This is a genomic window from Picosynechococcus sp. PCC 7117, from assembly GCF_001693275.1.
In the GTDB taxonomy this organism is placed as follows: domain Bacteria; phylum Cyanobacteriota; class Cyanobacteriia; order Cyanobacteriales; family MRBY01; genus MRBY01.
The window spans coordinates 1-25572 of sequence record NZ_CP016480.1; the positions used below are offsets into that span (position 1 = coordinate 1).

General features: G+C 50.5%; 34 protein-coding genes. 21 read left to right on the forward strand and 13 right to left on the reverse strand.

The annotated features are described in order from the left end of the window. The 10 genes from AWQ22_RS14755 to AWQ22_RS14800 all read left to right on the forward strand — a co-directional run bounded on the left by AWQ22_RS14755 (position 1) and on the right by AWQ22_RS14800 (position 5940). A complete protein-coding gene (locus AWQ22_RS14755) occupies positions 1-591 on the forward strand; it encodes a ParA family protein (protein WP_065711767.1) in 591 nt (196 codons plus the stop codon). Positions 592-608: 17 nt separating this feature from the next. Then, positions 609-938 (forward strand): hypothetical protein, encoded by a 330-nt coding sequence (locus AWQ22_RS14760; protein ID WP_065711768.1) that lies wholly within the window; start codon positions 609-611, stop codon positions 936-938. Positions 939-1140: 202 nt separating this feature from the next. Next, positions 1141-1401, forward strand: coding sequence for a hypothetical protein (locus AWQ22_RS14765; protein WP_157094655.1), 261 nt, complete (start codon positions 1141-1143; stop codon positions 1399-1401). Positions 1402-1530: 129 nt separating this feature from the next. Continuing rightward, on the forward strand, positions 1531-3120 hold the full coding sequence (locus AWQ22_RS14770; protein ID WP_065711770.1) for a class I SAM-dependent DNA methyltransferase: 1590 nt from the start codon (positions 1531-1533) through the stop codon (positions 3118-3120). Then, the gene (locus AWQ22_RS14775; protein WP_065711771.1) at positions 3120-3410 is read left to right on the forward strand and encodes a nucleotidyltransferase family protein; all 291 of its coding nucleotides are present in this window, start codon (positions 3120-3122) and stop codon (positions 3408-3410) included. The genes AWQ22_RS14770 and AWQ22_RS14775 overlap by 1 nt, the downstream gene beginning before the upstream one ends. Positions 3411-3483: 73 nt before the next feature. Next, a complete protein-coding gene (locus AWQ22_RS14780) occupies positions 3484-3699 on the forward strand; it encodes a hypothetical protein (RefSeq protein WP_315862452.1) in 216 nt (71 codons plus the stop codon). Next, positions 3699-3980: a type II toxin-antitoxin system mRNA interferase toxin, RelE/StbE family gene (locus AWQ22_RS14785; protein WP_065711772.1), complete on the forward strand. Its 282-nt coding sequence runs from the start codon at positions 3699-3701 to the stop codon at positions 3978-3980. Before AWQ22_RS14780 ends, AWQ22_RS14785 begins: the two co-directional genes overlap by 1 nt. Before the next feature lie 17 nt (positions 3981-3997). After that, a complete protein-coding gene (locus tag AWQ22_RS14790; protein WP_065711795.1) occupies positions 3998-4291 on the forward strand; it encodes a nucleotidyltransferase family protein in 294 nt (97 codons plus the stop codon). Then, on the forward strand, positions 4288-4635 hold the full coding sequence (locus tag AWQ22_RS14795) for a DUF86 domain-containing protein (protein WP_065711773.1): 348 nt from the start codon (positions 4288-4290) through the stop codon (positions 4633-4635). Before AWQ22_RS14790 ends, AWQ22_RS14795 begins: the two co-directional genes overlap by 4 nt. Before the next feature lie 3 nt (positions 4636-4638). Further along, positions 4639-5940: a restriction endonuclease subunit S gene (locus AWQ22_RS14800; RefSeq protein ID WP_065711774.1), complete on the forward strand. Its 1302-nt coding sequence runs from the start codon at positions 4639-4641 to the stop codon at positions 5938-5940. Here AWQ22_RS14800 and AWQ22_RS14805 read toward each other — a convergent pair. After that, complete coding sequence (locus AWQ22_RS14805) at positions 5929-6306, reverse strand: type II toxin-antitoxin system VapC family toxin (RefSeq protein WP_065711775.1); 378 nt, start codon at positions 6304-6306, stop codon at positions 5929-5931. The genes AWQ22_RS14800 and AWQ22_RS14805 overlap by 12 nt on opposite strands. 2 nt (positions 6307-6308) lie before the next feature. Further along, complete coding sequence (locus AWQ22_RS14810; protein ID WP_065711776.1) at positions 6309-6542, reverse strand: type II toxin-antitoxin system Phd/YefM family antitoxin; 234 nt, start codon at positions 6540-6542, stop codon at positions 6309-6311. A gap of 46 nt (positions 6543-6588) precedes the next feature. Here AWQ22_RS14810 and AWQ22_RS14815 point away from each other — a divergent pair, with 46 nt between their 5' ends. Then, positions 6589-9735 (forward strand): type I restriction endonuclease subunit R, encoded by a 3147-nt coding sequence (locus AWQ22_RS14815; protein ID WP_065711777.1) that lies wholly within the window; start codon positions 6589-6591, stop codon positions 9733-9735. Here the strand turns inward: AWQ22_RS14815 and AWQ22_RS16825 are convergent. Together AWQ22_RS16825 and AWQ22_RS16435 are read right to left on the reverse strand one after the other, a co-directional pair. Next, entirely contained in the window at positions 9702-9875 is a 174-nt protein-coding gene (locus AWQ22_RS16825) for a hypothetical protein (protein WP_157094656.1), read from the reverse strand. The two genes, AWQ22_RS14815 and AWQ22_RS16825, sit on opposite strands and share 34 nt — an antisense overlap. Before the next feature lie 66 nt (positions 9876-9941). After that, the gene (locus AWQ22_RS16435; protein WP_232321574.1) at positions 9942-10388 is read right to left on the reverse strand and encodes an Ltp family lipoprotein; all 447 of its coding nucleotides are present in this window, start codon (positions 10386-10388) and stop codon (positions 9942-9944) included. Positions 10389-10763: 375 nt separating this feature from the next. Here AWQ22_RS16435 and AWQ22_RS14820 point away from each other — a divergent pair, with 375 nt between their 5' ends. From AWQ22_RS14820 to AWQ22_RS14845, 7 genes are all read left to right on the forward strand, one after another. Then, positions 10764-11066 carry a type II toxin-antitoxin system HigB family toxin gene (locus AWQ22_RS14820; protein ID WP_065711778.1) on the forward strand — a complete coding sequence of 101 codons (303 nt, stop codon included), beginning with the start codon at positions 10764-10766 and terminating at the stop codon, positions 11064-11066. Next, complete coding sequence (locus AWQ22_RS14825; protein ID WP_065711779.1) at positions 11047-11451, forward strand: type II toxin-antitoxin system HigA family antitoxin; 405 nt, start codon at positions 11047-11049, stop codon at positions 11449-11451. The genes AWQ22_RS14820 and AWQ22_RS14825 overlap by 20 nt, the downstream gene beginning before the upstream one ends. Before the next feature lie 12 nt (positions 11452-11463). Then, a complete protein-coding gene (locus tag AWQ22_RS14830; protein WP_065711780.1) occupies positions 11464-11670 on the forward strand; it encodes a hypothetical protein in 207 nt (68 codons plus the stop codon). Between the two features lie 291 nt (positions 11671-11961). Next, on the forward strand, positions 11962-12114 hold the full coding sequence (locus AWQ22_RS16995; RefSeq protein WP_198166561.1) for a hypothetical protein: 153 nt from the start codon (positions 11962-11964) through the stop codon (positions 12112-12114). Between the two features lie 288 nt (positions 12115-12402). After that, positions 12403-15642, forward strand: a complete 3240-nt coding sequence (locus tag AWQ22_RS14835; protein ID WP_065711781.1) for a hypothetical protein — start codon at positions 12403-12405, stop codon at positions 15640-15642. Between the two features lie 4 nt (positions 15643-15646). Then, positions 15647-17068: a DEAD/DEAH box helicase gene (locus tag AWQ22_RS14840; protein ID WP_084449056.1), complete on the forward strand. Its 1422-nt coding sequence runs from the start codon at positions 15647-15649 to the stop codon at positions 17066-17068. A 41-nt stretch (positions 17069-17109) separates the two neighbouring features. Beyond that, positions 17110-17325: a hypothetical protein gene (locus tag AWQ22_RS14845; protein WP_157094657.1), complete on the forward strand. Its 216-nt coding sequence runs from the start codon at positions 17110-17112 to the stop codon at positions 17323-17325. 41 nt (positions 17326-17366) lie between these two features. Here AWQ22_RS14845 and AWQ22_RS14850 read toward each other — a convergent pair whose 3' ends face one another. The 9 genes from AWQ22_RS14850 to AWQ22_RS14890 all read right to left on the reverse strand — a co-directional run bounded on the left by AWQ22_RS14850 (position 17367) and on the right by AWQ22_RS14890 (position 23120). Then, complete coding sequence (locus AWQ22_RS14850) at positions 17367-19442, reverse strand: hypothetical protein (RefSeq protein WP_065711784.1); 2076 nt, start codon at positions 19440-19442, stop codon at positions 17367-17369. Positions 19443-19820: 378 nt separating this feature from the next. Continuing rightward, on the reverse strand, positions 19821-20093 hold the full coding sequence (locus tag AWQ22_RS14855) for a hypothetical protein (RefSeq protein ID WP_065711785.1): 273 nt from the start codon (positions 20091-20093) through the stop codon (positions 19821-19823). Between the two features lie 415 nt (positions 20094-20508). Then, entirely contained in the window at positions 20509-20751 is a 243-nt protein-coding gene (locus tag AWQ22_RS14860) for a hypothetical protein (protein WP_065711786.1), read from the reverse strand. A gap of 83 nt (positions 20752-20834) precedes the next feature. Further along, complete coding sequence (locus AWQ22_RS14865; protein WP_065711787.1) at positions 20835-21443, reverse strand: hypothetical protein; 609 nt, start codon at positions 21441-21443, stop codon at positions 20835-20837. A 75-nt stretch (positions 21444-21518) separates the two neighbouring features. Further along, positions 21519-21704 carry a hypothetical protein gene (locus AWQ22_RS14870; RefSeq protein WP_138071001.1) on the reverse strand — a complete coding sequence of 62 codons (186 nt, stop codon included), beginning with the start codon at positions 21702-21704 and terminating at the stop codon, positions 21519-21521. A gap of 8 nt (positions 21705-21712) precedes the next feature. Further along, positions 21713-22138, reverse strand: a complete 426-nt coding sequence (locus tag AWQ22_RS14875) for a DUF1071 domain-containing protein (RefSeq protein WP_065711789.1) — start codon at positions 22136-22138, stop codon at positions 21713-21715. Positions 22139-22237: 99 nt separating this feature from the next. Next, on the reverse strand, positions 22238-22537 hold the full coding sequence (locus tag AWQ22_RS14880) for a hypothetical protein (protein WP_065711790.1): 300 nt from the start codon (positions 22535-22537) through the stop codon (positions 22238-22240). 52 nt (positions 22538-22589) lie between these two features. Further along, the gene (locus tag AWQ22_RS14885) at positions 22590-22775 is read right to left on the reverse strand and encodes a hypothetical protein (protein ID WP_065711791.1); all 186 of its coding nucleotides are present in this window, start codon (positions 22773-22775) and stop codon (positions 22590-22592) included. After that, complete coding sequence (locus AWQ22_RS14890) at positions 22776-23120, reverse strand: hypothetical protein (RefSeq protein WP_065711792.1); 345 nt, start codon at positions 23118-23120, stop codon at positions 22776-22778. A gap of 198 nt (positions 23121-23318) precedes the next feature. Between AWQ22_RS14890 and AWQ22_RS14895 the strand changes: the two genes are divergently transcribed. The 3 genes from AWQ22_RS14895 (at position 23319) to AWQ22_RS14900 (ending at position 25265) form a co-directional block, all read left to right on the forward strand. Further along, positions 23319-23744: a hypothetical protein gene (locus tag AWQ22_RS14895; protein WP_065711793.1), complete on the forward strand. Its 426-nt coding sequence runs from the start codon at positions 23319-23321 to the stop codon at positions 23742-23744. 906 nt (positions 23745-24650) lie between these two features. Further along, the gene (locus AWQ22_RS16440; protein WP_071925407.1) at positions 24651-24845 is read left to right on the forward strand and encodes a type II toxin-antitoxin system HicA family toxin; all 195 of its coding nucleotides are present in this window, start codon (positions 24651-24653) and stop codon (positions 24843-24845) included. Between the two features lie 12 nt (positions 24846-24857). Continuing rightward, positions 24858-25265 (forward strand): type II toxin-antitoxin system HicB family antitoxin, encoded by a 408-nt coding sequence (locus tag AWQ22_RS14900; protein WP_065711794.1) that lies wholly within the window; start codon positions 24858-24860, stop codon positions 25263-25265. Positions 25266-25572: the final 307 nt, after the last annotated feature.

The window sequence follows — 25572 nt, forward strand, 5'->3', positions numbered from 1 at the left end:
ATGTTTATCACTGTTGCGGGATTTAAGGGGGGCGTAGGGAAGACGACAACGGCGATCCACTTGGCCTGTTTTTTCTCGACCCTGGGAGATACGCTCCTGGTAGATGGCGACCCGAACCACTCGGCGACGGGTTGGGCGAAACGGGGTTCTCTACCCTTTAAGGTGGTGGATCTGATGGCCGCCGGGAGATATAGTCGGGACTTTGATCATGTAATTATTGACACCGCCGCTCGCCCCGATAAAGAAGAGTTGGAGGCCCTCAGTGACGGTTGTGATCTTTTGGTGCTACCCACGAGCCCTGATGCCCTGGCGATCGATGCGCTCCTCCAAACCGTTGATCTCCTGGAAGAAGTAGGTGGGGATTACCGGGTGCTATTAACTCTAGTTCACCCCCCGCCAGTGAAGTCGGCGGAGATGGCTAGGGAGGCTTTGTTGGACGCTGGCTTAAAACTATTTGACGGGGAGATTCGCCGTTACATTGCCCATGAAAAAGCGTCTTTGCTGGGGGTGCCTGTATATGAGAGTGGCGATCGCCGAGGAAAAATTGCCTGGCGGGATTATGAAAATATTGGTAAGGAGATCGTCGGATGAGTGACTCAAGGGCAAATATGTTTAAGCAAGTGATCGGCCAAAGGAAGCAAAAATCCGAGCCAGAGCCTCCCAAAAAAAAGACAACCCCAAAAGCGAAAAACAAGGAGTTGCAACCAGGGAAACGGGGCCGTCCCGCTATCGGAAAGCGCAGTGATCCTGATTGGGTTGGTCGCACCTATTACATCCGTAAGGAAACTGATTTAGACGTACAAAGTGAATTGCTTAAACTCAAGCGACAGAGCATCGAGCTAGATAAATCCGAATTGGTGGATTTTCTCCTGGGCGAATGGGTGAAATTTCAAAATAATAAAAAGGCGGATTTTCGGATTGGCGAAAATCCAAAATAATGTCTCTAGGCGATCGCCTATCACCCTGTCTTTCCGGGATACCAGAGGGTGGTCATAGACTGGTTTCCGCCAGGGGTGCGGATATTATCCGTACCCTTCCATTCGTCATCTATCGGCTTGATTATCATTGATGTGTCACTATGATTTAGCCAAAAGCCGCTCTATTATTCCGGGAGCCAAAGCCCCCTATCAGGCCAACACCATGACTTATCGCAATTTTTCTTATACCCCTCAATCTCAACGCCTCAACGTAAATGTCACTGGGCTCACCGAAACAGGTTTTTTTGCTGATCTCTATTACCAAGAGCTCGTGCAAATGGCCCTAGACGCCGTTTTTGAAGCCCACGCAGATGAAGCTGGCAACCTCCCCGAAAAGTGGGAAGATCTTTACCTCGATCTCGGAGAAATGAGAGTTTACGCCCGCTCCGACTGGGACGCCCTTCAAGCTGAAAGCAATCAGTAAACACAGCCCCGCCTTCGGGGCTTTTTTATTGGCGATCGCCGCTTCTTTTTTTACCCTTTGTGTCGAGCGCTGTAGGGAAGACAGTTAACCGTTGTACGATGGTCGGAATTATCCTTCGTTACAGCCTCAATGCCCCCTAAAAAAGCGAAAAAAGTAGATTCTGATAGCTTCGAGCAGAAACTCTGGAAAGCCGCCGACAAACTCCGCAAAAATATCGATGCGGCAGAGTACAAACATATTGTCCTGGGGTTGATCTTTCTGAAATATATCTCCGACGCTTTCGAGGAGCTCTACCAAAAGTTGGTTAAGGGGGAGGGGTTCTATGAAGGGGCCGACCCAGAAGATAAGGACGAGTACATCGCCGAGAACGTTTTCTTTGTGCCGAAACAAGCGCGGTGGCCTTACATCCAGGGAAAAGCGAAACAGCCAGATATCGGTGAGATTGTCGATCAAGCCATGGCGGCGATCGAGGCGGAGAACGCCAAACGATTAAAGGGGATCCTCCCGAAGGTCTACGGCCAGCAGAAACTCGATCCAGCTTCCCTAGGAGGTCTAATCGATCTGATCGGGTCTATCGCTCTAGGAGATGCCCAAGCCCAAGCTCAGGATGTCCTCGGTCGGGTCTATGAATATTTCCTCGGTCAGTTCGCCCTCAACGAAGGGAAGAAGGGCGGCCAGTTCTACACCCCAGAGAGTATTGTCCGGCTCTTAGTGGAGATGTTAGAGCCCTATAGTGGTCGGGTATTTGACCCATGCTGCGGGTCGGGCGGGATGTTTGTCCAGAGTCAGAAATTTATTCAGGCGCATCAAGGGCGATTAGATGATGTGTCGATTTATGGGCAAGAGAGCAACGAAACGACCTATAAGCTCTGTCGGATGAATCTGGCGATCCGGGGGATTGATGGAACAAACATTAAGTGGAATCCGGAGGGGTCTTTCCTCAATGATGCTCATAAGGATCTAAAAGCTGATTTTGTGATCGCCAATCCGCCGTTTAATGACAGCGATTGGAGCGGTGAACTTTTACAAAGTGATGGTCGTTGGACGTATGGGACGCCGCCAAAGGGGAATGCAAATTTCGGGTGGGTGCAACACTTCCTTTATCACCTCTCGCCCACGGGTTCAGCAGGGTTTGTCCTCTCGAACGGGTCGCTATCGTCAAATACCAGCGGTGAGGGGAATATCCGCCAGGCGCTAGTGGAGGCAGACCTCGTGGATTGTATCGTGATGTTGCCGACCCAGCTTTTCTACAACACGGGGATTCCGGCTTGTTTGTGGTTTCTATCTCGCCATAAAAACGGCAATAAAAACAGGGATCGTAAGGGGGAGGTGTTGTTTATCGATGCCTCGGAGTTGGGTTACATGGTGAACCGCCGGAACCGGGCCTTTAGCGAGGCGGACATCGCCAAGGTGGCGGACACCTATCACGCTTGGAAGCGTTTACCCTCCCCTGACCTCTCCCAGAAGGCGGGGGAATACGAGGATATTAAGGGGTTCTGCAAGTCGGCGACCCTGGCGGACATCGAAAAGCATAAGTTTGTCCTCACCCCAGGGCGCTATGTGGGTATTCCAGAGGAGGAGGACGATGGTGTTCCCTTTGAGGAGAAAATGGGGGCCTTAACGGCGGAACTAGCGGCGCAAATGACGGAGGGCCTAGCGTTGGATGAGGAGATTAAAATTCAGTTAGCGAAGGTTGGGTTTTCTCTGGAGACGCAGTAATGAACAAAGAAAAAGTTCTGGAAATCATTCAACAGAATCACGATCGCCTAAATGATTTTGCGGTGAAGGAGTTGTTTTTGTTTGGTTCGGTGGCACGGGATGAGGCAACAGCGGAGAGTGATGTGGATTTTTTAGTGAATTTTAGTCGTCCAGTGGGGTTGTTTACGCTTTTGGGGTTAAAGGCTTTTCTGGAGGATTTGTTGGGTTGTTCGGTGGATATTGGCACGCCGGATTCTTTGCGTCCTCATCTACGGGAAACGGTGTTAAAGGAGGTGATTCAGGCTGTTTAGAAAAATTCTATTTTTGCGAAGGTTCAAGCTTTATCATTAAAGCTCTAAATATCATGACGTAATAGGAGGAATCATGATGATGGCTTATCAAGAGATTTTGGAGGCGATCGCCGTGTTATCGATGGAGGAGCAAGAGGCATTGTTTGAGACGTTACGCCAGAGGAGAGTTGAAATGAAGCGGGCAGAAATTTTAAAGAATGCTCAGGAGCTAAGGGAGGCGGTGGCAAACGGAACGGCTTCTATGGGAACGGCGGAGGATTTGATTGCTTATTTGAATGAGGATGATTGATGAAGTTAGTTTGGAGTAGTGCCTTTAAGCGTGCCTATAAAAAAGTCATCAAGAAAAATCCAAGGTTAAAAGGTAAAATAGCGGACGTTTTAAGACAACTTGAGATTGATCCTTTTCATCCATCGTTAAAAACTCATAAATTATCTGGAAGCTTGGCGGATTTTTGGTCGTGTTCTGTCGCTTATGATTGCCGAATTATTTTTGAACTTTCAGAAAATAAGGAAGTCTTAGAAGTATTTATTTTGTTGATTGATATTGGTAGCCATGATGATGTTTATTAAAAGTGGGGTTTGAGATGATGGGATTAAAGGATTTACTAGAGGAAAAACGGGAAATAATTCTAGAGATTGCGGCTAAACATGGGGCGTTTAATGTGCGGGTGTTTGGCTCGGTGGTGCGGGGTGAGGATACGCCAGAAAGTGATATTGATTTTTTGATTGATTATGACCTAGAGCGAATTTCGTCTTGGTTTCCAAGTGGGTTGATTTTAGATTTACAGGATTTGTTGGGGCGGAATGTGGATGTGGTGACGGAAGAGGGTTTGCACTGGTATATCAAGGAGCGGGTGCTGGCGGAGGCGATAAGTCTATGAAGGATAGCAATCTGTATTTAATCCATGGGCGGGAATGTTTGGAGAAGATTGATTCTTATCTACCTGATAGCAAAAAAGATTTTCTGGAAAATCAGATGGCGCAGGATGCAATCTTACGGAATTTGGAAATTATGGGGGAGTCGATTAAAAAGCTACCGCAGGAATGGAAGGATACTCAGCCTCGTATTGAATGGGTGAAAATTGGCAATTTTAGAAATGTTTTGGCTCATGAGTATCTAGGTGTTGATCTGGATACGGTTTGGCTGATTCTTGAGAACTATTTACCTGATCTGAGGAGAGCCATTAATCAAATGTGCAATCAATTGTTAGAAGGTGGTGTTTGAGATATGAGTGAATGGAAAAAAATACAGCTTAAAGAACTAATTGATATCAAGCATGGATATGCTTTTAAAGGAGAGTTTTTTTCAGAAGTTCCAAGCAATAACTTGCTCTTAACACCAGGCAATTTTTATATCGGGGGAGGTTTTAAGGATGATAAATTCAAATATTATGTAGGCAATATTCCTAATGAATATATTTTGTCAGAAGGCGATGTTATCGTTACAATGACTGACCTTAGTAAAGCAGGAGATACCTTGGGGTATTCTGCTAAGATTCCGAAGAGTGATAAATTATTTTTACATAATCAGAGATTAGGTCTTATTGAAATTATCTCTGACAAGGTGGATAAAGACTTTATTTACTGGTTATTAAGAACAAGAAATTATCAGAAGACTATTGTAAATTCTTGTTCAGGGTCTACTGTAAAACACACATCTCCTACAAAAATTAGAGATTATAATTTCCTTTGTCCACCATTAGAAGAACAAAAAGCGATCGCCGCCGTACTTTCCTGTTTAGATGCGAAGATTGAGAACCTGAGAAAACAGAATGAGACTCTAGAGGCGATCGCCCAAACATTATTCAAACATTGGTTTATCGATTTCGAGTTCCCCTTCGACTTTGCCCAGGGCAAGCCCAACGAAGACGACAAACCCTATAAAAGCTCCGGCGGCGCGATGATTCCCTCAGAACTCGGCGAAATTCCCGAAGGGTGGCGAGTCGGTCAATTTTCAGATTTCTTTGACTTATTGAGTGGCGGAACACCAAAGACAAGTATTCCAGAATATTGGAATGGAAATATCAAATGGTTATCAGCAAAAGATGTGACACGTAATCATGCAGGATTTATTCTTGAAACAGAAAAGACAATTACAGAATTAGGTATCAAAAAATCAGCAGCTAAAATACTGCCTCAATACACGACTATTGTTTCAGCAAGAGGAACAGTTGGGAATTATTGTATGCTGTCCGAAGAGATGGCAATCAGTCAATCTAATTTTGGTGTTATAGCTAAAGAAAAAAATAAAATATTCTATGGTTTTCTATTGATTTCTAGCTTGATAGAAAGGCTTAAAAAGAGTTCTTATGGAAGTGTTTTTGATACAGTGACAGCTCGGAACTTTAAAGAGCTAAAAATCATAACTCCTGACAAGCAAAAAATAATAACTTTTGAGAATGCCGTCAAACCCATTTACAACAAGATTTTATTACATTCTAATGAAATCCAAACCCTAACAAAAACCCGTGATACCTTACTGCCTAAACTCATGAGCGGACAACTACGCGTAAAAGATTTAAGCCTTTAACAAAGACACATCATACTGCTCGAATTTACGATCACCAGAAATGAGCATAAACCCTTCCATTTGCGCCTGAGCGATCAACATCCGATCAAAAGGATCCTTGTGATATTCCGGCAACTCCCCCACCCGCAACCCATGCTCCGCCGTAATATTCAACACCTCGAACTGATGTACCTTGAGCATTTCCAAGAGATTATCCGGCACAGACAACTTACCCAAACCCCGCTTAATCGACATTTCCCATACCGTCGCCGCACTCACAAACACAAACGACTCCGGATTAGCGATCATTTCCCTAACTTCCGCCGATAACCTCGGACTATTCCCCAACCACCACAACAAAATATGCGTATCAATCAAAAACTGCATCCCTACTCCCCATAGAACAGCGCGTTAATCTCCGGCAATTCCGCATCAAAATCATCCGCCATCACGATCTGACCTTCCCATCCCCCCGGCGATCTAGGCTGACCTAAACCCTCATAACGAACCAGCCGCACCAAAGGCTTACCCGCACGACTAATGATCACATCGTCCCCCGCCAAAACCGCCTCAATTAGCTTTGATAAATGGGTTTTTGCCTCGTGAATATTCGCATTGTACATCGCCGTACACCTTAGCTAAACTTAGCTTAATTGTAGAAAAAAACCGATGAAGTACACCACCGAAGACGACATCGAGATCTATCACCTCGACCTCCTCGAAAAATTAGACTATACCTACCGCTCCGGCTACGATATCCAGCCCGAAGGCGAAAAGCAGGAGCGAGAGAGTTTTGGTGATGTCGTCCTCATAGAGCGGCTCCAGAAGGCCGTGGGGCAGCTTAATCCCCAGATCCCCTCCCTCTCCCAACAACAAGCGATCCGCGAAATCCTTAGCATCGCTAGCCCCGACCCAATCGCCAACAACGAAAAATTCCACCGCTACCTCACCGAAGGAATCACCGTCGAGTACCAAAAAGACGGCGACACTAGGGGCGAAAAAGTCTGGCTGATCGACTGGCAAAACCCCGACAACAACGAATTCCTCGCCGTAAATCAATTCACCGTCATTGAAGAAAACCACAACCGCCGTCCCGATATCGTCCTCTTCGTAAACGGTCTCCCCCTAGTAGTGATCGAACTCAAGAACGCCGCCGACCCGAAAGCGGACACCTACGCCGCCTATAACCAACTCCAAACCTATAAACGACAAATCCCTAGCCTCTTTACCTACAACGCCCTCCTGGTCGTTTCTGATGGCCTTAGCGCCAAGGCAGGCTCCCTCTCGGCGGGGTACAACCGCTTTATGCAATGGCAGACCCCCAACGAGGCGGAGAATCAACATTGCCCCGAACTACAGGTGCTCACCGAGGGGATGCTCAACCACAGCACCCTCCTCGACTTGATCCGCCACTTTACCGTCTTTGAGGAGACCAAAACCCAAGACCCCAAAACTGAGATCGTCACGATCAAGAAAACAAAAAAGATCGCCGCCTACCACCAGTATTACGCCGTTAATAAAGCCGTTGAAAATGTGGTCAAAGCAACCAAGGGCGATCGCCGGGGTGGGGTAATCTGGCATACCCAGGGGAGTGGGAAATCCCTCTCGATGGTGTTCCTCTCCGGGAAGCTCGTCCTTAACGACGCCCTCAATAACCCGACCATCGTCGTTCTTACCGACCGTAACGACCTCGACGACCAACTATTTGATACCTTCGCCGGGTGCCGCCAACTCCTCCGCCAGGATCCCGAACAGGCCGATGACCGCGCCGCCCTCCAGGAACTCCTCCGGGTCGCCTCCGGGGGAATTGTCTTTACCACGATCCAGAAGTTCGCCCCCGCCGAGGAAGAGAGCCTCTACCCCAAACTCAGTGATCGCGCCAATATTATTGTCCTCGCCGACGAAGCCCACCGGAGCCAGTACGGCTTTAGGGCAAAACAAGTAGACCTCAAGGACGAAGCCGGAAACATTATTGGTAAACAAACCAAATATGGCTTTGCTCGCTATATCCGCGACGCCCTCCCCAATGCTTCTTTCGTCGGTTTTACGGGGACTCCCATCGAGGCCGCCGATAAAAATACCAAGGAGGTATTCGGCGATTACATCGACATCTACGACATCGCTAAGGCCGTCCGCGACGGGGCCACCGTTCCCATCTACTACGAAAGCCGCCTCGTGGAACTTGATATTGATGCGACTGGGCGACGACTCCTGGAGAAATTAGACGAAGAATTAGAAGCCGAGGATCTAAGTACCACCCAACGGGCAAAGGCCAAGGGTACCCAACTAGAAGCCCTGGTGGGATCGAGTAAACGACTAGAAACCATCGCCCAGGACATCACCAAACACTTCGCGGAACGACAAAAGGTGAACCGGGGCAAGGGGATGATCGTCACCATGAGCCGCCGCATCGCCGTTAGTTTCTACGAAACAATCATTCAACAACACCCCGATTGGCATGATCCAGAGCTCACTAAGGGCAAAATTAAGGTGGTCATGACCGCGAGCGCTTCGGATGAAGGAAACCTCGTGCAGCACCACACCACCAAAGGCGATCGCCAAATACTCGCCCAACGGCTGAAGGATCCCGAAGACGAACTCGAAATGGTGATTGTCTGCGATATGTGGCTCACTGGCTTTGATGCCCCCTGTCTCCACACTATGTACATCGATAAGCCCCTCAAGGCCCATAACTTGATGCAGGCGATCGCCCGGATTAATCGGGTCTATTTCGATAAAGAGGGGGGCCTCGTGGTCGATTACCTGGGTCTGGCGACAGAACTTAAAAAAGCCCTGAGCTTCTACGCCGAGAGCGGCGGTCAGGGACAACCCACCCTCGATCAGGATGTGGCCCTCGGTTTGCTCCTGAGCAAAATTGAAGTGGTCGAACAGATCCTCGCCGGGTTTGACACAAGTCGATATTTTGAGGCCAGCACCGGGGAACGATTGACCCTCTTGAAAAAGGCCACTGACTACGCCTGCCATCCCGACCGAAAAGAGCGCTTTCTCCGGGAGGTGACGGCCCTCTCCAAGGCTTACTCCCTGGCGGTGCCCCACCCCGAAGCCCTCGGCCACGCTGAGAAAATTTCTCTGTTTCAGGCGATCCAGGCGAGCATCTATAAACTCGAACCCCAGGAAGGTCGCCTCAGTAACCGCGAAATTGAAACGGCGATCCGCCAGGTGGTAGATCAGGCCCTCGTGACCGATGCGGTGGTGAATATTTTTGATGAAGCGGGTATCAAAAACCCAGACATCTCGATTATCTCCGATGACTTTATCGAGGAAGTGCGGGGCATGGAACACAAGAACCTCGCTGTCGAACTCCTGAAAAAACTCCTCAACGATGAGATCCGTAACCGGAGGAAGGTGAACCTCGTCCGGAGCCGCAAATTGACTGAAATGTTGGAAGATTCTCTCCGCCGTTACCACAACCACGTGATCAGCGTTACCGATGTCATCGACGAGCTCCTCCACATTTCTAGGGAAGTAAGTGAGGCCGATAAACGGGGCGAAGAACTCGGCCTCGAAGCCTACGAGCTGGCCTTCTACGATGCCCTCGCCCAGAACCAGAGCGCGGTGGAGGTCATGGGTAGCGAGGCACTGAAAAACTTGGCGATCGCCCTCGTGGAGCGCATCAAGAAAAACGCCTCCATCGACTGGAACCTCAAAGCCAGCGTTCGGGCGAGGATGAAAGTGATGGTGAAACGGCTCCTTCGGAAATACGGCTACCCGCCGGATATGGAAGCCCTGGCGATCGATCTGGTACTCGAACAGGCGAAGGTCTACACCGCCGCCGAAGTTGAAGCGGTGAAGTAGGGCGAGCGAGTACACCATTTCGCCTTTTTACCCAGGCGAAAATCTAAAATGGCGGATTTTCGCCAATCCGAAAATACAAAATAGCCTACACTGGGGACATAGTGACGACGGGAATTATCGGCAAATGTCGGAAGGGACAAACTTACCAATAGAATTAGTCCGGAAAGCAGCGGCCCTTAAATTTGCAGGTGCTACCCATGAGGCGATCAATAGCAGACACCAGCCTGAGTTGCCCCATAGTTGGCTTGTTTAACCGTGAACTGCTCGTGCCTGGATGAAAGTTGATCGATCAATCCTTGGCATGAAAACCCTCGCATTTCCAAATACCGTTCCGCTCGACGAACGGCTTGTCTATCCCAGTCGATGTTCAGGCTGTCAACTCCAATAGTGGCATCTTGAATTTTGAACTGCTCGTGCCTGGATGAAAGTTGATCGATTAATCTCTGTCGTGAAAAACCTCGGCTCTCCAAGTATCGCTCTGCTCGACGAACGGCGTTCTGTTGGGCAATAGTCAAGCTTGGTGTAGGAGGAGATGATGGAATTGGAGAAGTAACAACTCTCGGAGAGGATTTAGGCGTTGTTGTGAATGTATCTTCCTTTTTCGGGGAAGACTCCTCAATTAGTGTCACGACAGTAGACAAGACTATGATCACTCCGATGAAAGCTACGACAGGAGCCTTAATCGGTTTTGCTTTTTGCTTGCCAAAAACTACTGAACAATCGTTGCAACGGTGCCGCCCACTCTTAAGGTGATAGACGTTTTGGGAGCCACATCGAGGGCAATCCGTTGGGCCAGGAATAACAAAGCCGCATTCATCACAAACTTCTCTTCCAGAGCCAAAAAGAACAAATTTGCTTGATCCACATTTTGGGCAAGGCATAGTCAAAATTCACTTCACACACTCCCAACCTAAAAAGATATTTAATCCAGCTTTGACAGATTTAATAAATCGCAAAAGTCAAAGAGAGACGCCCTAGACTCTCAAAAAGAGAGAACTCTGTTATCATGGGCAAAACAATAATCACCTATGCACCTAATCGCCATCCGTAATCTAAGGAGAGATGCGGCGAGATACCCCGATGCAAACCCCGCCATTGAAGCTTGGTACACCATCGTTAAGCGGGCTCAGTGGCAAAACCTAGAGGAAGTCAGAAAAACCTATCGAGACGCTGAAGTCGTAGGGAACTTCACTGTTTTTAACATTAAGGGGAATAAGTATCGCCTCATCGTTGGGATTGATTACCCCTCCCAAACTATTTATTACAAATATTTTTTGACCCACGCCGACTACGACAAGGACACCTGGAAAAATGACCCTTACTTTGGATAAAGACAAACAGGACTACGCCCAACTGCTCACGAACGCCCTCCCGAAAATCATCGAGACCGAGGCCGAGTATGATCAAGCCCTAGGGCAAGTGGAGACACTGGTATTTAAGGCTGAGAAGTCCCTCGCGGAACAAGCCCTCCTAAAACTCCTCGTCCTTTTGATCGAACAATACGAAGACACCCATCACCCTATCCCCACTGCTAGCCCCCAGGCGGTCTTGTATCACTTGATGGAGAGTAACGGGGTTAAGCAAAGCGACCTTGTTGGGGTGATCGGCTCTAGTGGGGTGGTCTCCGAGGTCGTCAACGGGAAGCGGGGGATTAGTAAGGCCCAGGCGAAGGCCCTCGGTGAATTTTTCGGCGTTGATTTCAGCTTATTTATTTAACGAGAGACCGAAATGTTTTTTGCAGAGACCACCGACACCCAACGTTTAGGCGATCGCCTCCACCACTACATGAAGGCGACGGGCCACAATATTCATTCCTTGGGGGAAGCCCTGGGGCTACCGGGGGAAACGATCACGACTTTCCTCGACGGGAGTAGCTGGCCCCTGGAGAGTGCCCTTTTAAAGTTTGCAGAACTGGAAGCGGAAGTGGATGAATAAGCCCAATATATCGGCTTTTTCACTGCATAAATTAGCCTCGCCACTTCATTAAAAATAAACCCTAAAATGCGTCAACAAAACTTGGCTTTTGATTGCTGGAAACTTTGATTGCAAGGGAGTTTAGGTTCTTTAAGAAGTAACAGAAATAATAAAAATTGAAGTGAGATGTTAAAACAGCGCCTTATTCGTTGCATTGAGGGGCGCTTTTTGATTGTCCAAAAAAAATTGATGAAAAAGTTGTTTCCTCGCGAGCTCTTGTAATACTATTGGATCAATTGATCCCAAAAAACCATGGCGAAATACAAAGTAGTCGCGATTCGAGTCGAAGATAGCCAGCATAAGGCGATCGTCGCTTATGCTCGTGAAAACGGGACGAATGTCTCTCGACTCTCCCGAAAATTATTTAGCGATGTTTTGAAAAATGATGGCTCAACCGCTGCCTAAAAACAGCGAAACCCCCAAATCTTGGCGGATGCAGGGGGTTTCACTAAACCTTATTGAACCTACTCCCACAAAAAATGGGGGCGGGCTATTTCTATTATGGCAAATATCGTAATACAGACTAGCGATCCTGTCGATACCCTCAATTCTACCAGAGGTAGGGGGTTTGGAAACGAATATCATTCTCGTCCTTCCGGCAGATTTCATCCCACGGATCGACATAGCCCATGCCAGATCTGTGGGGATACGAAGGGCAAGTGCAGAACCACTGACGGTGATTTAGTTCTTTGTATGGGCCTACCTGATGGGGACGTACCAGGATGGCGTTATCACGGTCGGGATAAGTCGCAAGGGTTGTGGGGGCTTTACTCACCAGAACGGGGCGATCGCTCAGAAAACCACCGCGCGGAAATCAGGCGGCTGAGGGCTGAGGCACGGGCCAAAAGGGAAGCCAAGAAGCGGGCGGGCTATGCCACCATTAGCGATCGCCATCAAGAGATTTTAGGCTTCGAGGCAAAACTCACTGAGTCACAGAACGCTGATCTTCTGCGGCGGGGGCTAACCCAGGACGAAATTAATTTTGCTCTATCTAATCATTTGCTCTTTGCCTGTCAAGGTGGCTATGGCATTTCAGCAATAGATCCAGTTACCGGGATGTTCTGCGGCGCTCAACGGGCCTTAGATAATCGCTTAGAGCGTAAATATGATTGGGGTATCTTCACCGGGCGGAATAAGGTCAAGGAAACGGGGGAAAATCCCCTAGCGGTCTGGATTCACCCCGACTTCGATAAAGCCAAGCCCTACCGAGTGTTGACCCTTGAGGGCTTCTTAAAACCCCTGATCCGGGCCTTTGTGGAATGGCGAAAGGATACCCAAGTCATTGTCATTGGATCGCCTAGTGGAAATTTTGGCCCTAAGTCCCTTAAGCGATTCTTGGGGGTTTATGGTGAGGCGGAAAAAATCACTCACTTCCCCGATGCCGATAGCCAGAACCTCAGCAAGAAAAACCTCTATGCAGGTTATGGCAAATTAGCGAAGGCCATTCCCTCGATTAAGTTTGCTGATTGGGGCCAATGGCGCGATAAATCCAAAAAGGACGGGGATGAATATTTCGGGCGGTACAGACGGCGATCGCCTTGGGACTGGCTTAAGCCTTTCGCCTTCGAGAAAACCCGCCGTGAGGCTAAAAGGAGATTAGCCAGAACCGACAAACTCACCCCGGATAAAACCATCACCTTAGATGAATTTAGGGCGTTAGATGCTGAGGGGTTAGACCGCCTCACCAATGGGACACAGGATGTTTTCATTGCCGCCCCTACCGCCGCCGGGAAAACCAAGTTAGCCGCAATGGTGGCTCGACTGTGGCAGCGGGTAATCGCCCCGTTCCCTAGAATCTCCCTAGCCCGAAACGCAGCGACTCGGATGGGGTTGGAGTATCGGACGGTCTGCGATCGCCTTGGGGGTGAACTGGTTCGATTTAACAGCAACTCCTATGACGTTGTTTCCAGGATTGCCTACTGCAACGAAGGGGTTTTAGGGCTGATCCGTCCCCTTAAAAATCTGCTCAAAAATGGTGCTTTCGCTTTCGGGGATGAGTTCGATCAGCAAATTGAAAACCTCACCCTTAGTTCTACCCACGGAAAAACGGGGCAACGGCGGAAACATACCGATATGTTTTGGCAGGTGTTCCGGGAATCTCAGAAAGCTCTCTGTGTGTCTGCTGACCTCACCGACTACGAAGTTAATCTTTACCACCGCACTACGGGCCGTAAGCCCTTTGTCTTAAAGGTGGTCACGGAGAAGAAAACCCAGGAGGCCATCGTCTTTGAGGACACCGCCCAATGGTGGTCTAAGTTCTATGAACTCAGGGAAGCGGGGCAACGGATTTTAGTTTTATGCACTCGGAAAAGTGATGCGGAATTTTTGGCCCATAGTTTTGGGGCCACGGCCATCACTGCTGACAATGCCAAGGAATACGAAGGTTTTCTCGCTAACCCCGATGCTTGGTTAAGCCAACATAAGCCGCAAATTCTGGCAGTCACACCCATTCTTGGGACTGGGTTCAATATCGAAGACAATCACTTTGACGCGGTGATGTTAATGGCCCATGCCGACAATATTCCGGCGAAAGGTCTAATGCAGTTTTTAGCGCGGTATCGGCCCAACGTCCCCCGCTTTATCTGGTGCGCGGAATCTAATCACCGCTTTGATGAAATCACCGCTAAGAAGCTATTCAAGCGGCGGTTAACGAAGGCACAGTGCAACGACGTGATTGTCGATGAGCAGAGTTACCTTGACCCCGATGACCCCTACTTCCATTACAAAGCCCAGGTCAATTGGTCTCTCGCGCATCTGCGGGCGGATTTACTCGCACGGTTAGAACGGGATATCGAGACCGTCACCTATGAGCTTTGCTATCTCCCAGAGGATGAAATCGAGGCCATTGAGGGAGCAGTCGCAGAACTCAGGGCAGAATATGCCGATGTCTGGTTCCAGCGCCGCTACGGGGCCAAAAACCTCACGGAGGATGAATATAAAGCTTTCAAGGAAAGTGAAGATAAACTCGATGAGTCAGACCGCTGGGCTTGTGAAAAATATGAGATTGCAGCATGGGCCGGGAAAACCCCTGAACAACTTGACCTCGATTACATCCGCCGGGATAGAAAGGGCAAAAAGCGACGGGCCTTGGAAAAATTAGAGATGCAAGCCATTCCCGATTTGGCGATCGCCCTCGATAAATATTCCCTCGAAAAACAGACCAAACATGGGGCGGTTTGTCAGCAAGATCTTACGCACAATCATTTACGGGTGCGGGCCTTGGATGATTGGGGTATCGGTGAATTCCTTGACCTTGCCCTATCGGGTCAAGAGTGGCACAGTAATCACCCGGTTGTTCTTAAGCTGGCGGAAAACTGGCGGATGCACCGGGATGAACTAGCCAAATTTGGGGTGAAGTTATCTTGCGGGAAAAATGCTACCCCGGCGGCCATTGTTGGGGCGTTGCTCCGTTTCTTTGGGCTAAAGAGCGTTTCCCGGCGGAAAAGGGGCGGCGATCGCTTAGTCAGAATTTACCGTCTCGATACTGAAGATTGGAATATCTCTAAGGCCGATTTAGCCGCTAGATTGCCCCTAAATATTGAGAAATTTGGGGAGCTGTCCATAAATCCCAAAAGCCAGTGGGTGACTGAGATTTATGGCCGATCCACACCCCCAGAAACTAATAGTATTGAAGGGGTGTGGATCACCTCTGAAAACTTTACCCAGCTTGAGATTGGAGAGATTAAACCAGAACCCGATCCACCGCCAAAAACTTCACCACCGGAACTAGAGGCGGCGGCCCCTGATAAAGCTCCCCAAAAACCCAATTTTGCAGTGGGAGCGATGGTGAATTTCTGGGATGGGGTTAAGTGGATGGAGGCAAAAATCAAGACCGCGATGACATCACCGGGGGCGGCGGAATACATCGTCAGTTTTACCAATGGCGGCGGGGCGATGTGTCGGGAATATCAGCTACAGGCAACGGGGGGTTAGACAGATGAGTAAATTTCAACTCAGGCCCTACCAAGAAACCATGGTTAGCGAGATTCTTGGTTCCCTTGCCCAACATAATTCTGTGGTCGGTCAGCTCCCTACCGGGGGCGGCAAAACGATGATCTTTAGTGCGATCACCCATGAGTTCATTAAGCGAAACGAGGACGTTTTATTGCTCTCCCATCGTGAGGAACTGGTTAACCAAGGGGCGGGAAAACTTGAGTTCGTTTCAGGTAAACCCGTGGGGATTATCAAAGCGGGCTACCCCGACCATGGCGATCGCCTCATCCAAAGTGCCAGCGTGCAATCTTTGGTTAGACGGCTTCACCGTTATCCCCCTGATAGATTCGGGGCGATTATTGTCGATGAATGCCATCATGCTACCGCGAAGACTTACCGGAAAACCCTTGATTACTTCCAAGGTGCCTACACCCTAGGATTCACCGCTACCCCATGCCGGGGGGACGGGGCGGGTTTAGGTGATCTGTTTTCCCACATGGTCACGGGGCCGACGATCAGGGAACTTATTGAAGCGGGCTACCTTTCCCCCTACAAATATCTAGCCGCTGAAAAATCAATGGTGGTTCGGGGGGCGAAAGTCAGAAGGGGTGACTATACCTCAAAATCATTGGCCCGCCTTAACCCTAGAGACCAATTGGCCGCTGATCTAGTCTCTAGTTATTGTCAACATTGCGACGGGCTACGGTGCCTGATTTTCGCCATTGACCGCGACTACTCGAAGGCGATCGCCGCCATGTACCAAGCTGCGGGGATTCCCGCAATTCACCTCGATGGGGAAACTCCCTCAGAAGTAAGGAAAGCGGCCCTAGAGGCGTTCCAAGCGGGGGAAATTAAAGTGGTGAGCAATGTCGGGTTGTTTACAGAAGGAACCGACTTACCCGCCATTGAAGCCCTACAGATGGCCCGCCCGACAAAATCCCTAGGCTTATTCCTTCAGATGGTCGGTCGGGTGCTGAGGCCCGCCCCTGGTAAAGATGAAGCTCTGATTATTGATCATGGCGGAAATTGGGAGAGACACGGGCTACCCTGTGGCGATCGCACCTGGACACTTGAGGGAGTCCAAAAGCCTAAGCGGGCGAAACGATTGGTTAAAAATGCTGAGGGTGAAATTGTCGAGTGGGAACCCATCGAGATTGTCCAAACCACCGTCACTACCAGGGAGATTCAGCCCGGCAATGTTGACCATGGTCTACAGGGGCGATCGCCTGAGCTTGACGGCTTCTGGAAAATGGCCCTAGATGAATTGCTCGAAGAAAGGGAGGCTAGGGGCTACCAGAAGGGATGGGTCGGCTATCGCCTCAAGGATCTTAATGCACCCTTGGGAGTGTGGAAGGCGGCGGCTTCTGAGCTTGGATATAAGCCAGGGTGGGCTTGGTACAAGTGGCGAGAATCTAGGGCCGCCTAGGACTCCGTGCCAAAATTGATAAAGAAAGAGGAGAAATTTTTATGGCCGGAAGACAAATGGCAAGAATCCAAGCCCTTCGGGCAAAGCGGGCAAGAAAAAGCCGCCAAAATCCCACGGGCCGGAAATTGGACGATCAGGGGCGGGCCATTGTCTCTTTGCGGCTTCCCCTAGATCTCCTGGAGAGGATTGATCGCCGGGTGAAGGGTGGCGATCGTTCGGCCTACCTCGTGCGGATTTTGCAACGAGAATTTCGGTGAGACAGCGTGACAAAGGCGTGACAAACGCACCGTAACGGGGGTTAAAGTCCCGACATTCTGACCCGTTGCCGCAATTGCTCGGCCTGAAGTTTGATCGTTGCCCCTACCGGATCGGCGGCCCCAAAAATTTGATAAGTATTCGGCCCCTTCACTCCTTGGGAAGCAAGTTCTCGCCGCAACGCTCGCATTTCGTTTAGGAGTTCAGCCCCACCGTTACTTCCCTTGGGCCGGGGGAGGGCGACCTCTATTTTTGGGAAGCCAGAGGGCACCGTGGGGTGAACAATACCTGGTTTATCCACCGTAAATAGTTCAGGGCCGCTTTGACCAATGATTTCAGAGCGACCATCGTTAAACTTCAATAGTTCCGGGCGGCGCTCACCCCCTAGGTAAAGCTCCCCTGGTTTAACCGGGCCACCCTTGAGGCGAGGTCTAATTGCTGCTCTGGCCGCCGCCGCCGCGATCGCCGCCGCTGCGTTGGTGGCCCCCAGAGATAGGGATTCTTTGAGCTTTTCCCCTGATTGATCGAGGGAGATCGCCGCTTCGGTGATGGAATTTTTTAGGGAGGCTCCAGCTTCTTCGATCAGGCGTTTTCCTTCCTCGAACTGGGGCTTAAGGTTGGTGCTTTCTGCGGGGGGTTCCTGGGTTGTTGAGGCCCCTAGGAATTCGGCCCGTTGCGGTTGTTCTTTTCCCATGAGGTCGCTGCCTACCCCAGGGAAAAGGCCCCCAGTCATCGCCCCGTACTTGCTAAGGACTTTAGCCACATCGTCGGCTTTGCCCAACATGAATTGCCAATCTCCCACCGCTGAGGACAACCCAGAGGCAGAGGCGGTGATCGCCCGTGCGGCTCCAGTCATCCCCTCAGCCCCATCTCTTAAGGAACCCTGAATTTCAGTGGCGGCGGTACGTTGGTCGGCGAGTTGTTGGGCTTGAGTGAGATTTGCGGATTGGAGGTCGGCGATCGCCGCTTTAATGTTTTCCCCCGATTGATTCAGAGAGCTTTGGGCATCGGTGGCGGCTTCTTTGAGGCGAGCATTGATCTGATTCTCGGAGGCTTCTTTAGCTACCTGGAGTTGGCGTTCTAGTTCCAGGCGTACTTGCCCACGTTTTTTCTCCTGGGTGGTCTTAAAGGCTTCGAGTTCGATCTCTTGATTGAGGCGTTGTTGCGCCCGCTCCTGGAGATTTTGGAGTTTACGTTGATTGGCCTCGGCTTCAAAAGCAACCTCCCGCTGTTGCTCCTCCGCTTGGAATTGACGTTTGGCGGCTTGTTGGGCTTGCTCGAAGGCGATTGTCCGGGCTTCGATTTCCTCCTGAAAAACACGCTCTAGGGCTTGCAGTTCTTGGGAGAGGGCTACCTTTGCCGCTTTATCCGCTTCGGTCTGTTGACGACGTTGTTCCGCTTCGATTTGACCAATAATCTCCTGCACCTTCCGGGCGTCTTCCTCGGATTTGATGCGCCTCACCCCGGCGATCTTCTCCGCCTGGGCCAATAGTTCACTGGGGGCAAAGATTTTATTAGCCAGATCGAGATCGGCGATCGCCTCCCGTTGTTTTGCTAATTCCTGAAATTCTTTCTTTAGGGCCAGACGCTCTTTGGTGGTTTCGGCAGCGGCTAGTTTTCCGGCCTGGGATGTGGCTTCGGCGGCTAATCGGAACGATTCGGCTTGCTGATTGAGGCGATCGCTAATTTGTTGGGAGAGGGCTAATTCGGCTTCCCGTCGCCGTTGGGCCCCGGCATCCTTGAGGGCTTGGATTTCGGCCTGGAAACGACGCTCCTGGGTCTGTTGTTCAGCTTGGAACTGACGGGCGATCGCTTGTTGTTGATTCTGGAATTCTCGTGCGATGGCTTGGGAAGCTTCCTTTTGATCGACTACAAGGGCAGATCGATCGAGCATTTGATCGGACTTGAGGCGACGGAGGTCAATTTTTTGGAGGGCTTCAATGTTGCGTTTTGTTTCGGCTTGGGAGGCTTTGAGGCGATCGAGCTCGGATTTTGTCTTGGCGATCGCCGACTGGGAAGATTCAGAGAAATCCTTAAGGGCGGCTTTAGCTTTGGCGAGGGATTCAATGAAATTTTTGTTGTCCCCGTTGACGCGGATATCGATGCTTTTGCTGACCATGATTCATCCCTTGGTATTCTTGTTCCTATTTTATCTAGGTGGTGGGGGCGTTTAAGGTGCGCGACTTTTGTCTGAGCGGATGAAGCGAACGGCTCGAAACTTTATTTATGTGGCTGAAAAGTTTGACGGCAAATCGGAAACAATTTCCGATTTTAAGCCCTCGGTTCTTTACCAACTTGCTGCCCCATCAACCCCGGATGAAGTGCTGGAAAAGGCCATCGAGAAAGCGAAACCGGGATCCCGGCATCGGAGTTGATCGATGTATCCGCCAGGGGTGCGGATAGTATCCGTGCCCTTCCACTCTTTTTCTATATACCGCGCCAACTGGCGATCGCCCATGACACAAAAAAAAGGGAGGGGCGAACCCCCCAGAGGCAACTAGACGAGAACACCGGAACGGCGGAGGCGACCCACACGAGCGGCGAGGGCACCCCCAGAAAGCGGGCGACCAGAACGGGACAGCAACAGGCAACAAGACGAGGGAACCACCGCCGCACGCACCGCCAAAGAGCAAGACGGGCCAGACACAGGCGAGGCGGCAACGGGGCGGGAAACAACAGGGGGCACCGAGGCCGGGACAGCAGAGCCAGAACGGCTAAAAGCAAGGAGGAAAACGACGGAAACGAGAACCCAGCAAAGAAGAAACAACATAGCGGACACCAGAAAACAACAACGCGGACACACCGCACTGCCGTTTCAACCCGTTCAGTTAGCTCTGTAAATTAGGTGAACACCAGCGGAAAGCCCGGAGTGCGCGAGAAGATTTGACCCTGGCCGCGCGGAAAATTAACCGTGATTTCTGTCGAAGGGGGTGCCTCTGGAAGTCGCGCATTGGGCCAGACCGAAATTAATCTCAGCGCCGTAGCTCGGTATAGGCTTTGTAGCGGGTTATTCAGCGGGTACAATGCGGCACCTGTGTGTCATTTAAGTGGGCTGTGGCTAGGCGATAACTTTTGGGGAATGTTTAGAGGGCCATTGAAGAGCGGCCCTGGACGCACGTGCCCTTAGCGGCGTAGAGCGAAACGTTTCAACCGCGTAGCACCAAACCCTTTTAACGAGGCGATCGCTAGGCGTCTAATTCGGCTTTGAACTGTTCGTAAAGTTCGGGGTAATCACGGGCAATGCGAACCAGGACGCGGCGTAATAGGGGGGTATTTTTTGCGCCGTCTTTGTGGAGGAACCTTTCAGCCACATCAACCGGGAGCCGAATCGAAAAGGGCTTGGGGTACATCTCTTCGTTTTGGGGCAGGTCAATGAGCTTTAGTCCCTGGCGATCGCGAAATTCTTTGGACGGGTTATAGTTTGGCATTGCTTATCCTGTTTACACGTTAATTTAAGACTAGCACCTGGGAGACTCCCCAACCCTCCCGGAGGAGGGCTAGATTCTTGGGGTTAGTCTGCGGCTAGGAGGTCGTCAACAACGCGGTTCAAGGCCCAAATGTTCCGGGTGCTTCTCACTTGTTGGATGATGGCGATCGCGCTCTTACCGGGGAGTTTTTCGAGGATGAAGCGGGTTAACATCTGCTCGCATTTTTTGCCCCCGTCGTCGGTGCTGTCTGGGTTGATAATGCCGTCAATGAGCATGGAATAGAGGGCCGCCATATTCATGAATGGTTCCCCGTCGATGTCTTTGATGTCTGATTTTTGGTGGAAGTAAGTTTCACCAGGGGGTAGGGTCTGGGCGACTTCGGCGGGGGGCTCTCCAAAGGTTTCGGCGAGGGAGTCATATTCCACCAGAATTTCCCCATCTGGTTTTTTGAGGAGGTTAAAGGTGGTGTCACAGTCGGCAATGGTGACGCTGTAGGGGGTATCTACCGGGACGCGATCACCGAAGTGATGAAAGGCGGCGGACATAATGACACCGGGTTTATTTTCCATAGCGACATCATCAAAAGAACAGCCAAAGTCACGGCGGGCTAGGGTTTCAGCTAATAGGGGATTCGGGGCCCAAGAATCATCGAGGGTGAAGCGGTACTGAGGGGAGACAACGAATTTATCCATGATTTTTCTTGTTCAAATTGCGGCGAGGCTTTTTGTGTCATCCTCCAGGACAGTTGGGATTTGAAATCGCTACTGTTACAGGTTTTGGGGTATTGCTTTTAGGGCGTTTGCGACTCCTTTGGTGGTGGCAAAATAAGCGCCTTTTTCTGTAAGTCGGGGTAGGCGATCGCCATTGATCACAACGGTGTGAGTTTCTTTACAGATGGCGTCAACCTGGACGGGCCTAATAGTTAGGTCGTGGGCAAGAAAATAAGCTTTCATGGGGGCGATCACTGATAGAGGTAGAGTCCTAAGCCAAACTTGGCACAGGCGCGGCGGAAGGCCATCGACTCAGCATTGCTCGACGGGTCACCATAGGGGTGTTCAACAGTCTCGCCGTTGCGCTTGGTGAGCTTGAGTGTTTCGGTTCCGGTGGCTTCGCGGTAGACTCGTCCCTCAGCCACAGTGAGGGTTAATCGTCCGGTCAAAAATAGGCGATCGCCACTGCTCCGGAGAATTGCAATTTCCCACGTCCAGCCGGGGCAATATTTATCTAAAATCTTCACGGCATTGTGCCAGGGGAGATAAGTGATATTCCGGTCTTTGGTGCCTAGAAGGGATTCGGGGATAGGGCGGGACAATGTTTCAATGGTTTGCTGCAATGTCCATTCGCCGATGGTATTGGGACGGGTTGGGGCGGTTGTAGTAGTGGTCATGGTTGAAAGTTTTCCTATTGAAATTTGCTGACAAAAATTCGGAGGGTGGGTGGGCCGCCCCCAAGGGCGAAACATTTTCCTGGGGGCTGGCTTGCGGGGTTAACGAGGGAGTCCGTGGTCGGCATTCCAGGTGAGAAGTTCTAATTCATCGAGGAACGGATCAGGGTCTTTGCGGTAGGTGTAGGGGCTGGGGGAGTATTGCCGGGGCTTGGGTAGGGGAGTAAGGGCTTGTCTGACTTTGGCTTTTAGGTTGGCGATCGCGTGGTAACGGGTGGGGCCATCACTGGCAAATAATCGCTTGTCGATGCAGATAGAAGAGAGCCAGATTCGGCCATAGGCACATACCTTTCCTTGGTAGTCGTTGCCGTCGTGGGTGAGGGTAAATGTGGGATTGTTCATTGTTTTGATTCCTGAAACGTAATGGGTGGGGGACGATGCCCCCATAGGTGCGTTAGAAAGGCAGATCCTCTAAGGGAATCCAAACCGTTTCTTTGGGATGATTGGGGAATAGGGCGATCACTGCTTTTCCGTGGTCAACAAGGGCCGGGCGATCGCCTCTGCGGATAACCTTTACTGGGTCAGCGGTGGGGCTAGGGGTAGTTGAGAAACCTTTGGTCTGTGGCTCGAAATACAACATTTAAGCCACCTCCCCGTGGGACTGGAAGAAATCACAGCAGGGATATTTAATCTCTACGTCGCCGCGCTCGAAATAGCCGCAACCAAGGGCTAGCGATCGCCACTGACGCTCTATCTCTTCTGTCGTCAAGGGCTGGGTAAATTCGGCCTCGCTTTCTAGGCAAACCTCACCAGCACCGGGGATAACAGCGGTAAAGGAAAAGATGTAACGGGTATTCCAGCAAGTCCAGGCGTACCAGGGAACCTCTAAATCCTGGGTCTCGAACTGGTAACGGCCAACGGTATTGTTAAATGCGGTGCGTTCGGCGGTCTCTGCCAACTGCCGTAAAATATCTAAAGCGGTCATAACTAGCTAACTCCTAGTTGTGGTTGTTAGGGCGGGGTTGAGAATTAGCGGTTCTCTCCTCGCCTGTTCTTATATTATACCCTGTAAACGCGATAAGAGAACAAAAAGACCGATAAGAATAACTAATGAGTGAGGCGCACAAAGAACCCTGTAAACGCGATACAATAGAGGAGTAGAAAGAAAGAGAGGACAAGGCCAATGCACGCATACAGCGGCCCCCGCAAACTAACCCCCACAGAAACCCGGCTGGTAAAACAGCACCTAGACGCAAACCCAGTAAAAGGCCCGGTGGGAGTAGGCGACGCCAAGGGACTAGACGCCCTGGTAGCAGAACACTACGAAGGCAGAACAGACCTCACCATCTACCACGTGGAAGGTCGTCAACGCTGGCACTACGCCCAAAGAAGCCAACGGATGATCGACAACGCCACCGAGCTCACGGCCTACCCGAACAAACCCTGCCCACCCACCTGCACCCCGGCTAAACCCTTCAGCGGACACGGATCGGGAACCTGGGGGACGATCGCCTATGCGGTGAAGAAGGGACTAAAAGTAAACGTGATCGCCCTCGACGGAACACGGCCGCCAAGCTGGGCAGAACAAAGACAACTAACTCTGATCTAAACCCGCAGGGCCGCAAGGCCCACAAGCGGCGGGGGGCCAGGGACAAACGACTCGACTGAGCTCGCCGAAGTCAACCCAGCCCCCGACCACGAAAACAGCCGAACAAAAGCCACAGGCAACCCGCACCTAGACAACACACAAGAGGACAAAAGCACACGCTGCGCGCGCCCCTACCCCCTCCAACCCACCTCTCTTTCTTTCTACTAGCGACGTGCCGCCCAACGAACGAAAAAAGCACGCCACAAACGCCGGGATAGGGACGTAGCTTGCTTAGGCCCCAACGTATAAAATCTGCCCGACAACCGAAGATCGGCGACGTAGGAGCCCAACGTTAATAGACACGGGCTATCCCCCTCCGGCGGACTGGTGTTGCTAAAATGCCTTTTCGCGGCTAAGGAAGCGTAATTACGCCGCAATCGTGCGGCAACCTTATTTCTAACCTTTCGCTCCGCCTATACCTACTGGTAACTATGGTGGGTTTTACAGGTCAGTGATTTGTTGGCGGCAAGTAACCTCTGGGAACAGGACTATTTGGGCTAGCAGGATTAGGCATGGTGGGCGGTGGGCGATCGCGAGGCAATAACCCAACTTGGGCCAGGGTGAAGCGGCAATGGGGACTTTTTACTGGGTCGCGTAAAAACTGAATATCTCCTCGGCGATCGCGTCAGGGGTACCAGCTCGGCCCAAGACTAACAGCATTAAAAGGCCGATAGGCGCTGTGACGGCTTGGTCGCTTTGCGATGGTGGCCCGGCCCTTGGGAGACGCCCATATCTCCCTCTCCCTGGCAAAGAGTAGTAAGTATACTCTACATCAAGAACAGAGTTATTACATTCGACAAAAACTCATAGGGATGGTTGCGTTGGGGGAGTACAATATGTATAGTGTGTATTATATCAATCGGGTCTATGAAGAGTAGCGAAGTAATCAAGCGACTCAAAAAGGATGGGTGGTACGTTGCCCGGACAAAAGGAAGTCATCAACACTTCAAGCACCCGACAAAGCAAGGTCGAGTAACAGTGCCTCACCCTAAAAGCGATTTACCCACGGGGACTTTGAAGAGTATTTTTCAGCAAGCCGGATGGGACTGGTCAAGTAGATAAGGAGCAAAGAGTATGCACTGGACGGTGATGGTTCATAAAGATGAAGGTTCGAGCTTTGGGGTCACGGTACCTGATTTACCGGGGTGCTTCTCGGCGGGAAATTCTTTAGAAGAAGCCCTGGAGCAAGCAAAGGAGGCGATCGAATTACACCTCGAAGCAATGTTGGAGGATGGCGAGGCTATTCCCATGCCCCGTAAGCGATCTGAATACCCTGGCGATACAGACGCGATTTACGCCCTGGTAGAAATTGACGACAGGTTGGTGGATGGGGTTACGGAACGAATTAATCTAACGATTCCTTCATGGGCCAATTCGCAAATTGAGCGATACGCCAAGAGGACAGGGAACTCAAAATCTGGGTTAATGTGGCGGGCGACTTTAGATCAGATCCAAAGGGAAACGACACCGACTATTGATTGATCCTTTTTGTTAAACGGGTAAACGGTTACCCTCGATGATCTTCGTTCCCTAGCTGTAGCGGCTCGCAATCATCGGAGTTTTGGGCCCAGATTAAATGCAACTATCGGAGAGGAAGAAAAGGAGCCTCTGTAAGATGATTTGTTCTCTGTGTGACGATTTTTTTTAGGTCTCATCTTCTAAATTTTCAAAATGGTGAATTTATGAAAATTTAGATTTTTGAATTTCTAAAATTTTGAATTGGCGAAATTCCGAAAATTTACCAATGGGGCGATCGCCTCTATGATGGTCGGAAAATTTAAGGGACAAA